At 51.2% G+C, this 13455-nt stretch carries 13 protein-coding genes; 9 read left to right on the top strand and 4 right to left on the bottom strand.

The window, feature by feature from the left end:
* Window positions 1-4: 4 nt before the first annotated feature.
* Genes flhB through DBQ51_RS14200 form a run of 9 tightly spaced genes read left to right on the top strand, consistent with a single transcriptional unit; the run spans window position 5 to window position 8943 of the window.
* Complete coding sequence (gene flhB, locus DBQ51_RS14160; RefSeq protein WP_107631880.1) at window positions 5-1075, top strand: flagellar biosynthesis protein FlhB; 1071 nt, start codon at window positions 5-7, stop codon at window positions 1073-1075.
* Between the two features lie 26 nt (window positions 1076-1101).
* Window positions 1102-3174, top strand: a complete 2073-nt coding sequence (gene flhA, locus DBQ51_RS14165) for a flagellar biosynthesis protein FlhA (protein ID WP_054327099.1) — start codon at window positions 1102-1104, stop codon at window positions 3172-3174.
* Window positions 3175-3217: 43 nt separating this feature from the next.
* The gene (locus DBQ51_RS14170) at window positions 3218-4000 is read left to right on the top strand and encodes a sigma-70 family RNA polymerase sigma factor (RefSeq protein WP_054327100.1); all 783 of its coding nucleotides are present in this window, start codon (window positions 3218-3220) and stop codon (window positions 3998-4000) included.
* Between the two features lie 17 nt (window positions 4001-4017).
* Window positions 4018-4773, top strand: coding sequence for a flagellar hook-basal body protein (locus DBQ51_RS14175; RefSeq protein WP_107631881.1), 756 nt, complete (start codon window positions 4018-4020; stop codon window positions 4771-4773).
* 24 nt (window positions 4774-4797) lie between these two features.
* Window positions 4798-5514: a flagellar hook-basal body complex protein gene (locus tag DBQ51_RS14180; RefSeq protein WP_107631882.1), complete on the top strand. Its 717-nt coding sequence runs from the start codon at window positions 4798-4800 to the stop codon at window positions 5512-5514.
* A 15-nt stretch (window positions 5515-5529) separates the two neighbouring features.
* Complete coding sequence (locus DBQ51_RS14185; RefSeq protein ID WP_174887850.1) at window positions 5530-6153, top strand: chemotaxis protein CheC; 624 nt, start codon at window positions 5530-5532, stop codon at window positions 6151-6153.
* A complete protein-coding gene (locus DBQ51_RS14190; RefSeq protein WP_054327103.1) occupies window positions 6150-6629 on the top strand; it encodes a chemotaxis protein CheD in 480 nt (159 codons plus the stop codon). Before DBQ51_RS14185 ends, DBQ51_RS14190 begins: the two co-directional genes overlap by 4 nt.
* 28 nt (window positions 6630-6657) lie before the next feature.
* Entirely contained in the window at window positions 6658-7590 is a 933-nt protein-coding gene (locus DBQ51_RS14195) for a chemotaxis protein (protein WP_107631883.1), read from the top strand.
* Between the two features lie 24 nt (window positions 7591-7614).
* Window positions 7615-8943 (top strand): EAL and HDOD domain-containing protein, encoded by a 1329-nt coding sequence (locus tag DBQ51_RS14200; protein ID WP_082397030.1) that lies wholly within the window; start codon window positions 7615-7617, stop codon window positions 8941-8943.
* Between the two features lie 71 nt (window positions 8944-9014).
* Here the strand turns inward: DBQ51_RS14200 and DBQ51_RS14205 are convergent, their stop codons facing one another.
* The 4 genes from DBQ51_RS14205 to DBQ51_RS14220 form a co-directional block, all read right to left on the bottom strand.
* Window positions 9015-9197 carry a YjfB family protein gene (locus DBQ51_RS14205; RefSeq protein ID WP_054327104.1) on the bottom strand — a complete coding sequence of 61 codons (183 nt, stop codon included), beginning with the start codon at window positions 9195-9197 and terminating at the stop codon, window positions 9015-9017.
* Between the two features lie 107 nt (window positions 9198-9304).
* Entirely contained in the window at window positions 9305-10777 is a 1473-nt protein-coding gene (locus tag DBQ51_RS14210; RefSeq protein ID WP_107631884.1) for a flagellin N-terminal helical domain-containing protein, read from the bottom strand.
* Between the two features lie 459 nt (window positions 10778-11236).
* Complete coding sequence (locus DBQ51_RS14215) at window positions 11237-11728, bottom strand: bacteriohemerythrin (protein ID WP_082397038.1); 492 nt, start codon at window positions 11726-11728, stop codon at window positions 11237-11239.
* Window positions 11637-13439 (bottom strand): methyl-accepting chemotaxis protein, encoded by a 1803-nt coding sequence (locus DBQ51_RS14220; protein ID WP_107631885.1) that lies wholly within the window; start codon window positions 13437-13439, stop codon window positions 11637-11639. The genes DBQ51_RS14215 and DBQ51_RS14220 overlap by 92 nt, the downstream gene beginning before the upstream one ends.
* Window positions 13440-13455 lie beyond the last annotated feature (16 nt).

Genomic DNA, 13455 nt, shown 5'->3' on the forward strand with positions numbered 1-13455 from the left:
GGGCATGGCGGCTGGAGAAAAGACCGAAAAAGCGACACCAAAACGGCGCCGTGACGAACGAAAAAAGGGTAATGTTTTGATGAGCCGCGACGTGGTCGCAGTGGCAACCCTGTTTGCCAGTTATGTGACGCTTCGCATTGGCTTGCCTTTGATGGCAGAGGCTATGGCCGCGCTGGTACGCTTTTGCATCGGGCTGGTGGGAAGCCTGCCGACCGGCGGCGCGAGCGCCATAGGGACTGAACTGAAGGCACAGTCTATGATGGCGTTGGCGCGGTCCGTCGCGCTCCCTCTTCTTATCACTATATTGGCAGCGGTTGCCGCAACATTTGCACAGACAAGGCTTCTGGTGTCATTTGAGGCGCTCCGGCCCAAGTTCAGCAGACTGAATCCTTTGCAGGGGATCAAACGGCTTTTTTCACTGAAAAGCATTATAGAGGCATTCAAAGGCGTGCTGAAAATAGCGATACTGCTGTTTTTGATCTACCGGTTTGTGGAGGGAGCGCTTTTAAAGTTTGCCCAGTATATGAATATGGATCTGGCAAGATCGATTCAGTCTATGCTGGAATTGGGGCTTGGCCTGTTGCTGGAGGTGGCGGCAGCGTTTCTGGTGATTTCCTTTTTTGATTACCTGTACCAATGGTGGGAATTTGAGCGACAGCTCAAAATGTCCAAACAGGAGATTAAAGAGGAATACAAGCAGATGGAAGGCGACCCGCAGATTAAAGGGAAAATTAAAGAGCTGCAGCGAAGAATGGCGCGTTCGCGCATGATGCAGGCTGTGCCGGGCGCGGATGTGGTCATACGAAATCCGACGCACTTTGCGGTCGCATTGCGTTATCGCACCGGACAGGATGCAGCTCCGGTTGTGGTCGCCAAGGGGCAGGATGCGTTGGCCCTGCGTATTGTAGCCGTAGCGGAGCAAAGCGGCGTTGCGGTGGTCGAAAACAAGCCGTTGGCGCGGGCGCTGTATGCGTCGGCCGAGGTTGGGCAGATGATACCGGCAGAGCAATATGGTCCGGTGGCAGATGTGCTGGTTTATATCTACAAGCTGAATCATAAAAAACCGGTTGGTTAAAGATATAGGGAAGTAACGGTGAAACGATGAAACGAATTTTTGACAATGTCATATCTGTGTTCGTGGTGGTCATCGTGCTTTTTCTTCTGATTCCGCTGCCGCCATTCCTGCTGGACGTATTTTTTATTCTGAATATTTCATTGTCGCTGATCATCCTGCTGATCACGATGAATATTAAGGAGCCGCTGGAATTTTCAATTTTTCCGTCGCTTCTGCTGATCACGACGCTGTTCCGTCTGGGACTGAATGTTTCCTCAACGCGCCTGATCCTGTCTGAGCAGGGGGAAGCAGGGCAGGTAATCAAGGTCTTTGGCGAATTCGTTATTCAGGGCAACGTGGTTATCGGCGTCATCATATTTCTGATCATTGTATTGATGCAGTTTATCGTAATCACAAAGGGCGCGGAGCGCGTGGCAGAAGTCGCAGCGCGTTTTACGCTGGACGCCATGCCTGGAAAGCAGATGGCGATTGATGCAGATTTGTCCTCCGGTATCATAAACGAACAGGATGCCAGACGCCAGAGAGCGAAAATCCAGCGGGAAGCAGACTTCTATGGTGCAATGGACGGCGCGACCAAAATCGTAAAAGGTGATGCGATCATGTCGATCATCATCACCTCGATCAACTTTATCGCGGGCTCAATCATTGGCATTGTACAGTCTGGCATGGAACTGAGCGATGTTCTCAGCATTTACTCGATTGCAACGATTGGCGACGGCTTGGTATCGCAGCTGCCGGCGCTGATGATTTCCACAGCTACCGGCATGATCGTAACACGTTCGGTTGCAGATGGAAGCCTGAACAACGATGTAATCCGTCAGTTTCTGGCGCAGCCGCGCGCGCTTTCGATTGCGGGGCTGATACTTGCCATATTTGCGGTCCTTCCCGGTACGCCGCATGTTCAGCTCATATTGATCTCGGCTGCTCTGTTTCTGGTCAGCCGGCGGGTAACCAGCCAGATGGAGGCGCTGGAACGGCAGCAGCAGGAATTGCCGGCGGCACAGGAAGCTGCAAAACGCGAGGCGGAAGCACAGCAATCCGAGATGGATTATTATAAAGATATTAATAATGTGTACTCGCTGATCAATATCGAGCCGATCGAAATGGAATTTGGATATAGTCTGATCCCGCTGGTTGATGAATCGAGCGGGGGCAAGCTGATCAGCCGTATCGTTATTTTTCGGCGCCAGTATGCACAGGATATGGGCTTTGTCGTGCCGTCTATCCGCTTGCGTGATGTGGCGATGCTGGGGACCAACCAGTATGTCATCAAGATTAAAGGGGAGGAAGTGGCGCGCGGAGAGATCCTGACAGATTATTATCTTGCGTTGGAGCCGCCGAATCCCGCAGGGGAAATCGACGGGATTGAAACCATAGAACCCTCCTATGGGATTCCCTCTCGCTGGATTCTGCCCGAAAATAAAGAAATGGCGGAGATCTATGGCTATACAGTGATCGACCCGCTTTCGGTTATGCTGACACATTTGTCGGAAACGATTAAAAAGCATACCTATGAAATCCTGAACCGTGCGGAAACCATACAGCTTGTGGATAACATGAAGAGAATCGCCCCCCAGTTGGTGGAAGAGGCGTTCCCCAACGTTATCTCCTATGCAATGCTGGAGAAGATTCTGAAAAACCTGTTAAAAGAAGGGATACCGATTAAGGATATGGTGACCATCGTCGAAACGGTTGTTGACGCGGTAGCGATTACCAGGGATACGGATTTGATTACCGAAAGCGTGCGTGCCCAGTTGAAGCGGACGATTACCCACCGGTTCTGCGAGGATGGAAAGCTGAACGTAATTACACTGGATGCAGAAGTGGAGAAGAAGATCGTGGCAAGCCTGACGAAAAACGAACAGGGCGTTTATCTTGCCATCGGCCCCGAACTGATGCAAAAGCTTTTGTCACAGCTGGGGGAATATGTAAAAAAGTTTGCCGAGCTTTCGCAGAAGCCGATTCTGCTGACCAGCCATATCATCCGGATATATTTGAGCAGGCTGCTGGAACAGTTTTATCCGGATATAACAGTGCTTTCCTTTAATGAGATTATTACAAACGTGCAGATTCAGTCGCTGGGAAACGTTACGCTTTGATCTGGCATAGCCCGGAAGATGAGAGAGGACGGGAAGAGGCGTTTTGGAAGAACAGAAGCAGTGGGCAGAGCTGTCGAACGAGGCGCTGCTCGAAGAGTATAAGCAGTCCGGTGATAAGGAACTGAAAAAGGTTCTGGTGATGCGGTATGCCTGTCTTGTAAAAAATGTGGCACTAAAGCTGCGTGGGGTTTATGCCAGCTTCGCACAGGTCGATGATATTATTAACGAGGGGATCATCCTTTTAATGAATGCTCTGGATAAATTTGATCTGAGCCAAAATGTAAAGTTTGAAACCTTTATATGCAAACGCCTGCGCGGCATGATTATTGATGTTGCGCGGAAGCAGGACTGGATCCCCCGGTCCGTGCGCCGACATATGCGGGAGATCGATGAGGCCAATGGGCAACTATATACTCGACTGGGCAGGGCGCCAACAGATCAGGAGGTGGCAGGGCATCTTGGTATCAGCGTGGAGCGCTACCAAGCAGAGCTTGCCAAGACTGCTTTGTGCAATGTGCTTTCCCTGGACATGATGCTGGATGAAAACGATTCCGACACATTGGTGAAAAAGCTGCCGCAGAGTGACGCGGACGCCCAGCCGGAGGAGCGTTATCAGAAGAAGGAGATGCAGAAAGTTTTGCGTGACAGTATTGCAGGGCTGCGGGAAAATGAGCAGGTTGTTCTGTCACTGTATTATCAGAAGATGTTGCAGATGAAAGAGATAGCAAAGGTGCTTGGCGTAAGCGAGCCACGTGTTTCTCAGATCCATTCCAATGCGATCCGGAAGCTCCGAGCCGCAATGACAGCCTATATATATGATACATAACGAGGGAGGAATACGCAGTGTATAAAGGATTTTACGATCTGACCTCGGCCATGCTCACGCAGACGAGGAACCTGGATGTGATCGGCAATAACATGAGCAATACTGCCACCACAGGCTATAAAGCAGATCGCTATGCGGACACGACCTTTGATGAGGTTATGCGCAGCCGGGTGGGGAACAAGCAGAAAGCCCCGCAGGCATTGGGTACAACGACGAGTTATATCACAGCGCTCGATGAGGTATATACCGATCACTCCCAAGGTGGGCTGGAGCAGACGGGGCTTCCGTTCGATTTTGCCATAGAAGGGGAAGGATATTTTGCCGTTCAAAGTGCGTCGGGGCGGGTATATACGAGAAACGGATCGTTTATGCTGGACGATCAAGGTTATCTCTACCTTGCTGGACAAGGGCGCGTACTGGGACAGAACGGACAGCCTATCTATCTGGGGACGGATCATATCACTGCCTTAACTGATGGTACGATCATGGGGCCAGACGGACGTGTGCTGGGAGCCTTGGGTGTATTTGCATTTGCCGATCCAGCGCAGACGCTGGAAAAGACGGGGGAGGGGATGTTCACTGCCAATACCCAGCCGCAGGCAGCAGGCAACCGGATAATCCACCATAAAATGATTGAGCGCTCCAATATTGACCTGGTACAGCAGATGACCGAGATGATGACCTGCCAACGTGCCTTGCAGAGTTCATCGCAGTTAAGCAAAATGTATGATCAGCTTATGACGAAGACTTCGACCGAACTTGGGCGAGTTTAAAAAATCGAAAGGGAGCCTTAAAGCATGAATCAGTCCTTTTATGCCGCTTCTGTTGCAGTATCGCAGCAACAGAAACGACTGAACGTAACAGCCAATAATCTGGCAAACGTCAATAATGCCGGCTTTAAAGCGGAAAAAGCGCAGTTTTCCGACCTGCTTTACCGGAACTGGACGGGACCCGATAATGCAGCCCTGCCGCGTGGGTCGGGCAGCCGCATGATCCAGACGGCGACGGATTTTTCTCAGGGCGCCATGATGACGCGGGAGTCCGGCCAAAACTATGGCATAGAGGGACGCGGCTTTTTTGCCCTGCTGAATCCACAGAGCAATGAAATATGCTATACGCGCTCTGGCGCTTTCCACTGGGGAAGTGTCCAGCGCGGAGAGCAGGCGGTGTTCTACCTGTGCGACAGCGACGGGTATTATGTGCTTGATCAAAACAGGCAGCCGATTGAGTTGACCAATGGTACGGAAGCGGCGTATCCCGTTGGTGTATTTGATTTTGCCAATACGGATGGGATGCAGCATTTGGGCTCTAACAAGTTGCTTCCAGTTGCAAAGAACGGCGCGCCGCTGCCAGCAACAGGCAAGGCGATGAAAGGCGTATTGGAAGCATCTAATACAGACATTGCAACGGAGTTCGGTAAGGTGATCGAGGCGCAACGGTCTTTTTCCTATGCGCTGAAGATGCTGCAGACACAGGATGAAGTGGAGTCAACAATCAACGGCTTAAGGACCTGATAGGAGAGCAAGTACGTGAATTTACGAAAATATGAGGAAATGAATTCACAGCAGATCGATGCACTGCGTGAAGTAGGCAGTATAGGGACGGGAAATGCTGCGACAGCTTTATCCGCATTGTTGGGCTGCGAGGTGCGCATCCCTCTGCCAGAGGTTCAGGTGCTGGAGTTCAACGACGCTGTAGAAAAGCTGGGTGGCTTTGAAACCGTTTCTGCAGGCATCATCTCCAGCCTGAGTGGAGAAATCAATGGGTTGATGCTGGCGCTGGTGCAGCTGGATGCAATCAACCTGATCCTGAAGCACATTATGGGAAAGCAGATCGTCAGTTATGACGACCTGACAGAGCTGGAGGATTCAGCGGTTATCGAGGTCGGGAACATACTGATCTCCTCTTTTGTCAATGCGCTGTCCGGACTGTCCGGCGTCAAGATCGTGCCATCGGTACCCCAGCTGACGATCGATATGCAGGGAGCGATCATTACCGTACCAATGGCGGCTTACGGCAACCAGTCGGATTACATTATGCTGATCGGGGGCAGCTTTCTGGTAGAGGGGAAGGAGCTTCCCTGCCGGCTGCTCCTTGCGCCGGATGTACGTTCGCTGAATTATCTTCTGCACAGGTTGGGAATTGACGGATGAATAAGCTGACAGTCGGCATTGCCGATATGAAAATGGCACGCGATGAGGGCGTTTTAATTACCTATGCATTAGGCTCCTGCATAGGCATTTGTCTCTATGACCCATTTATCAGGCTGGGGGCGCTGGTGCATGTCATGTTGCCGCTCAATATGGAAGCGAACCGTACCTCGCCGTTGAAGTATGCGGATACTGGGATACGCCTGACGATCAGTAAGATGGAACAAAGAGGCGCGCGGCGCTCGCGCCTGGTAGCAAAGATCGCGGGCGGGGCGAAAATGTTTGACGTAGCAGGGAACGGGAGCCTGGGCAGCATCGGGCAGAGGAACATCGACAGCGTGCATCAGGTGCTGCAGCAGGAGCGGGTTCGGCTGTTGCGAGAGGATGTCGGCGGACGAAGTGCGCGCACGTTGTTATTTGATGTTGCTACCGGAGAGGGCTGCATCAAGGTCGTCGGTAAGGCGGAGAAAATACTTTGACATAACAGCGATCGAAGGAGTGGGAATTATGCAGGAAAACAAGCGCGGCAATATCTTACTGGAATCGGGAACCAACGAAATTGAAATCATGCAGTTTACGGTCGATGATAACCTGTATGGCATTAATGTCGCAAAGGTGCGTGAGATTATGATGAGCGTGCCGGTAAAAGCAATGCCGCATGCCCATCCCGCGGTGGAGGGAATATTCAAGCCGCGCGATGTTGTGCTGACCGTGGTGGATCTTCCATTCTATCTCACAGGGCAGCATTCCAAGCCAAACCCCAAGGATTTGTTTATCGTTACCAATTTCAATAAAATGTATATTGCATTCCGCGTGCATACAGTGGTGGGGATCAGCCGCATTTCGTGGACAGATATTCAGAAGCCGGACAAAACGGTTTCCGGCGGCGAGGAAGGCGTGGCCACAGGCATTGCCCAGTGCGAAGGGCAACTGGTGACTGTGCTTGATTTTGAACGAATCGTTGCGGAAATAGCGCCAGAAACCACAATACAGATATCTGAAATCGAAAAAAAGGGGGCGCGTGCGCAGCGTAGCTGTCCGGTGCTGGTGGCGGAGGACTCGATCCTGCTGTCGCGTATGATACAGGATTCACTCGAAAAGGCAGGATATACAAACCTGCACATGTTCGCAAATGGGCAGGAGCTGTGGGATTATATCGAACCGCTGGCAGAGGAGCCAGCGAACTTGGAAAGGCATGCTGCACTGGTTATCACCGATATTGAAATGCCCAGTATGGATGGACACAGGCTGACCAAGCTGATCAAATCTGACCCGGTGCTGCGCGAGATACCGGTTATTATTTTCTCATCGCTGGTGACTGAGGAAATGCGTGTGAAGGGAAAGGAACTTGGTGCGGACGAGCAGCTATCCAAGCCTGAGATTGGACACCTGGTGGATGTGATGGACGGCTTGCTGGATAAAAAGAAGCAGGCAAGGTAAAAGCGGCCAAAGGGGGCAGATTTCATGGTAAAAAATAAATATATTGTCCGGCAGGCAATCAAGGACGCGGACAGCCATGTGCTGGGATATGAGATTATGTATTCCAACGGAAATGAGGCATACGGAGGGGATACGGGAGAGGATGCGGCGGCTGCGGAAGCAATTTACGACTTCCTGATGCAGAACTCTGAAAAAGCCCTTAAGGATTCCTGTACATTTATGACCTTCACCAGTTCCTTGCTGGCGCGCCGCACACCGCATCTGTTTAAGAACGACTCGCTCATCATTCAAATCGATGACAGTGTAATCATCCATCCTTTTGCCATGCATTTGGTACAGCAGTATGCAAAAGAGGGATACCAGATTGCAGTCAACGATTTTCAGTTTATGCCGCGCTATCTGGGCATGTTGGAATATATCTCCTATATCAAACTCAATATGCAGACAACAGGAGGCAACTCGGCGGAAAATGTCATGCGTGTGGCGCACAGTATGAATAAGCGTGTGATCGCCACGGGCGTGGATGACCAGCAGAAGTTTGACCAGGCCAGAGAACTGGGCGTTTATGGCATGCAGGGAGCATTTGTGGCAGATAAGTTGGCGAATAAGGTGCATCAAAGCGGCTACCTGCGCAGCAATTTCTTTCGTCTGGTTGTTGCGGTTACACGTGAGGAGCCCGATGTACAGGAAATTGAGCAGATCATTTCCATGGATGTTACACTGACTTACAGCCTGCTCAAAATTGCCAACTCGGCTTATTTTGCGCGCCGTACACAGACGACCTCCGTCCAGCAGGCGATTATGACACTTGGATTAAACCAGATTAAGCGCTGGGTATACCTGCTCAGCGCGGGCGACCAGAGCGCGCAGGAGCTGGAGGATTCCGAGGAGTTTATCAAACGGTCGTTTATGCGAGCAAGCTTTGCAGGCGAGCTGCACCGCTATATGAAGCAGAAGCCCTTGACCCGTTCAGAGGCATACCTGCTTGGTATGTTCTCTACGCTGGGCTACCTGATCGATGCGCCGATGGAGGATATCCTTTCGGATATCCCGATGGTGGACGAACTACGGAATGCATTGCTCAGACATGAAGGGACTGCGGGCAAGCTGCTTGAACTGATCATAAGCTATGAGAAGGCAGATTGGAAGCAGATTACGGAAAACGCGGAAGCGCTGGGAATACCGGCAAACCTGCTCACGACCATTTATTTCGACTGTATGGAGGAAGTGAACCGGATGTGGGAGCAGATGCTCCACCCGGCTATGAGCGAAGAGGAGGCCGCCGATGCGCAAGCGGCGCTCACGGCGCAGCCTGACAATGAAAAAGAGTCTCTGCCAAGAGAGGAGAACTAAAAAAGGAGCCATATGGCTCCTTTTTTATGAAAATATCAGGGGAGGTACGGCGCCGTACCTCCCCATTGGCATTATGCACAGGTATTGATATGCTCTCCCACGCCCGGCTGGGCGGGAAGCATCTGCAGAAGCTCCTGCGCGGCAAGCTCCGCGGAGTCCATCGACTTTTTGGCAATCGAGATCGATACGCTCTGCTGTAGCTGTGCCGCATGCATGGAAACCGAAAGACCAGCGATATCGCTCATCATACTCATTTGCGGTTACCTCCTCTTTGCGGGTCCATAAATGCAGGAAAGCACGCGGAAATGCGTGCCTTCCTGTGATGTGTAGGGATAATAAATATTGCAGTACAACAAAAACCTTACTGCAGGAGCTGCAGAACGCCCTGCGGCACCTGGTTGGCCTGCGCGAGCATTGCCTGCGCGGACTGCACCAGAATGTTGTTCTTGGTGTAAGCCATCATCTCGTCGGCCACGTCGGTGTCGCGGATGGTGGACTCGGCGTCCTGGATGTTCTCCGTCATGACGGACAGGTTATTCTGGGTGTGCTCCAGACGGTTCTGGGTCGCGCCCAACTCACCGCGAATAGAGGATACCTTATTGATCGCGTCCTTGATAGACTTGACCGCAGCCTGCGCGGCATCCTGAGAAGCAACACTGATGCTGCTCAGACCAAGAGCCTGTACATGTACATCGCCGATTTTAACCTTCATTTGGTTATAATCATCCGAAGTATCGCCAATCTGTAGGGTCAGACCAGTGCCGTTTTGATCAGCGGTAAACTCCAAGGTGTTAGCATTATTTTTTACACTGATACCCGTACCCTTCAATGCAGCATTAATCGCCGCAGCGTTGGCATCTGCATCTGTACCCAGCACGATAGCGGTTGCACCCTCCGTTTTTGTTTCATCACCAGCTTTAGCTACAAACTCATAAGTCTTGCCGTTAAGCGTAAAGCTATCGCCAGCTTGCAGTGTATCGCCACCGGCCAGCGTTGTTTTTGCGTTGGCACCCGCAGTAACAGTTGCGTTCGTACCAGTAATAACACCGGTATCATTGCTGCTCATGGTGATAACCTTAGCGCCATTTTCACCGGCAACCTTAGAGGTCAGTTCAACCTTAGCGCCTGTTCCGCCGACATCAAAAACTGCAGACAGCTCTGCATTTTTGGAAATTGCATCCCGAATTGCAGTGGCTTGATCATTTGCATCGTTTGTATCACCAGCATAAGTAATTTCAACCTTTTTCAGTTGACCATCCGCAGTTGCATACTCTACGGTAAGCTTGTGATCGCCTGCCGTCCCCATCGCGGCAACCGTGATTTCAGATTTCGCGCCAGTAGCTGCAACATTGGTAATCGTGCCTGTCGCACCAGCAACTGTAGCAGCCGTCATATCAATTTCTGTCTCTGCCAAGGAACCGTCCAACAGCTTGATGCCGTTGAAGTTAGAGCTGTCCGCGATGCGGTCGATTTCTTCCTTGAGTTTGTCTACTTCCAACTGAAGATTGCTGCGGTCAACCTCGTTGTCATAGGTGCCGTTCGCAGACTGGGTGGCCAGCTCGACCATACGGTTGAGCATGTCTTGCACTTCCTGCATCGCACCCTCACCGGTCTTTACCAGCGAGATACCGTCCTTTACGTTCTTCTGCGCAGTTTCCAGACCAGTGATCTGTGCGCGCATCTTCTCGGAAATCGCAAGGCCGGCCGCGTCGTCGCCCGCGCGGTTGATCTTGTAGCCCGAGGACAGCTTTTCAAGGTTCTTGGATAGTGCCGAGGTATTGTTGTTGTAGTTGCGGTAGGCGTTCATCGCCATGATGTTATGCTGAATACGCATAATGTTTGTTCCTCCTTGAGCATTACAGGGAAAATCCATTTTCCCCAACAAATTTAATTTTCCTGCCGCGTCCCGTGAGCTCGAACAGGACAGGGCAGAAGTAGTGCTGCGGCGGGCGGCGCCGCCCGTAAGCCGGACCAGGGGATTTATGTACCCCCTCAATGGCTGCCGCTATTGGCTTACATATAAATTATCGGCGGTGTATCACATAAAATAAGGGAAAAATAAAAAAATATGGGGTGCTTATATAAAAAAGAGCTTGCAAATAAAAAAAGTTGAACAACACCTTTTTTTAGATAAAAATCAGCCGATATAATAAACGAACCCATTGAGAGAGAGTCTATGGCCAAGGTCCGCGCCTTTGGTTGTGGACTCTTTCTTGCTTCGGAATACCCCCGGATGAAAGCGAATGAAAAACACCCGCCCTTATGGCGGGTGTTTTTTCAAGAACAGGTGATCTTATGTGTTTTCACGGATAAACGAAGCGAGCCGCTTATCCTCCCTGCGAATATGGTTAATCAAAACATTGACCAGCTGGTTCAGGCGCTGAAGATTTTCCATGGTACCGCCCGCACGTTTGATGGCATCCGCAGCATCGCGGATCTGCTTTTTATAATTTACATGGAAGGTACGGTGTGCATCGTAGTGCGGATAATGGTATTGCTTCTGTAGCTGTTCCTCATCCCCGAAGTGCTTTGCGACATAATCGGAAAGAAACTCTGCGGTGTCCCGAAGCGAGTCTCGGCCCCGTCCGGAGGCACAGGCATCCAGAAGGGCATTGATGGCTTCAAACAGCTGTGTATGCTCAGAGTCGATCAGTTCATTGCCGGTAACCAATTCTGGTGTAAGGGAATAGCGCTTAGTACTTATCGAGGTCCTCGGTAAAGGATTTTCCTGCTGCGGAGGAGCGACGAAAGGTATCCCCCTGATCGGGGGACAGTCCTCCTGCATAAGGGCTGCCGCCGAATTTTGCAGAGGAGGAACTGTTGACATGGAACGCGGAGAAAATCTGACGCATGATATTGGCCTGGGAGGAAAGCTCCTCGCTTGCCGCTGCGGATTCTTCGCTCGTTGCGGAATTGGTCTGTACAACCGTGGAAATCTGATCGATGCCCTGCATGATCTGGTCGATGGATTCCGATTCATGCTCTGCGGCATCGGCGATCCGGCTGATCTGCTCAACAGACTGCGTGGTCAGTTCTGCGCTCTGCGTAATGGAATCCGCCGCAGTGCGGGCGATTTCGGAGCCGTTTTCCACAGCCTTGATCGAGGATTCGATCAGAGCGGTCGTATTGCTGGCAGCTTCCGCGCTCTTGGTGGCGAGATTACGCACCTCGTCGGCGACGACCGCGAAACCCTTGCCCGCAGAACCGGCGCGCGCGGCTTCGACTGCGGCATTGAGCGCCAGGATATTGGTCTGGAAAGAGATATCCTCGATCGTTTTGATGATCTTGCTGATCTCCTGTGAGGTAGCTGTAATCTCGTTCATGGCCTCGATCATCTTGGCCATTTGCTCCTGGCTCGCGATATTCTGCTGTCCGGCCTTGTCCGCGTTTTCCTTCGCTACACGCGCCGATTCGGCGTTTTCACGGGCAGCATCAGCAATATCGTTAATGGTGGAGGAAAGCTCCTCTACCGCGCTTGCCTGCTCAGTAGCGCCCTGTGCGAGCGCCTGCGCACCATTGGAAACCTGCTCGGCACCGGCAGATACCTGGTCGGCCGAGGACATGGCGTTGGAGATCATATTGCCCAAAGTAGAAAGAAGGGTGGAAAGATTGTTGGATACGGTTTGAAGTGCGCCGGGGAAATTTCCGTTTACAGAAATCGTAAAATCGCCGTTGGCCATACTGGTAGAGACGCGTGCGATTTCGCTGATGGATTCCTTCAGGACCGTTTGGCTGGTCTTGAGCGCGGAGGAGATTTCACCTACCTCATCACGGGACTCATAAGTAACGGGACGATCGAGATCGCCGTCGCTCATAGCAACGATAGCGTCGCGCGCTTCGGACAGCGGCACCCGAATGGAGTGGATGATCTTAACAGCGAAGATAAGTGTGAGAGCCAGAAAGATCAGTGTCATGCTAACAAAGATAATAGCGATCCGTATGACATTGCTGGTTTCATTGTCGATAAGGACCTTTATGTCACTTTGTAATCCGCGAATAAAAGTGCGGGCAGCATCAGCTTGGGCAGTCAAAGCCGGCGTACACTCTTGCTGCAGGATTTCAGTAGCAGCATCAAAATCATTTTTATCCAGAGCGGCAGTGATTTCGGGAACAATATTCAACCATTTTTGCGAAGCGGCAATAACCTCATCTGCTGCATTGGCTGCCATATACTTTCCGGTATTTTCCTGTAAGTAAGAAATTTTCTCCTCCAAGCTGCTGATGGCTTCATTCAGTTTTTCCTGATTGGAGGCATAATCGGACTTGTTCGTATCGAGTACCATATCGCGTGCATAGCGAGCGGCGGTGTTGATATTGACCTGAGATTCCAACGCCTGTGTTTCAAGCTGTAGTTCGCCATTAATTAGATCGGTGTAACGGTTGTTAACAGAAATCGTATTGATCAGTGCAAATATGACGAGTATGAGTGACAGAATGATTGGTATGGCAAAACCTACGGCAAGTCGTGCGCTAATACGCATGTTTTTCAGCTTCATGTTGTGAAATTCCTCC

This window comes from Agathobaculum massiliense, from assembly GCF_900291975.1.
GTDB lineage: Bacteria > Bacillota > Clostridia > Oscillospirales > Butyricicoccaceae > Agathobaculum > Agathobaculum ammoniilyticum.

Coding starts and splice junctions, on each gene's coding strand:
- DBQ51_RS14200 (WP_082397030.1), top strand. CDS start 7,615: ATGGTAAAAAATAAATATATTGTCCGGCAGGCAATCAAGGACGCGGAC.
- DBQ51_RS14210 (WP_107631884.1), bottom strand. CDS start 10,777: ATGCGTATTCAGCATAACATCATGGCGATGAACGCCTACCGCAACTAC.
- DBQ51_RS14195 (WP_107631883.1), top strand. CDS start 6,658: ATGCAGGAAAACAAGCGCGGCAATATCTTACTGGAATCGGGAACCAAC.
- flhB (WP_107631880.1), top strand. CDS start 5: ATGGCGGCTGGAGAAAAGACCGAAAAAGCGACACCAAAACGGCGCCGT.
- DBQ51_RS14205 (WP_054327104.1), bottom strand. CDS start 9,197: ATGAGTATGATGAGCGATATCGCTGGTCTTTCGGTTTCCATGCATGCG.
- DBQ51_RS14215 (WP_082397038.1), bottom strand. CDS start 11,728: ATGCAGGAGGACTGTCCCCCGATCAGGGGGATACCTTTCGTCGCTCCT.
- flhA (WP_054327099.1), top strand. CDS start 1,102: ATGAAACGAATTTTTGACAATGTCATATCTGTGTTCGTGGTGGTCATC.
- DBQ51_RS14190 (WP_054327103.1), top strand. CDS start 6,150: ATGAATAAGCTGACAGTCGGCATTGCCGATATGAAAATGGCACGCGAT.
- DBQ51_RS14180 (WP_107631882.1), top strand. CDS start 4,798: ATGAATCAGTCCTTTTATGCCGCTTCTGTTGCAGTATCGCAGCAACAG.
- DBQ51_RS14220 (WP_107631885.1), bottom strand. CDS start 13,439: ATGAAGCTGAAAAACATGCGTATTAGCGCACGACTTGCCGTAGGTTTT.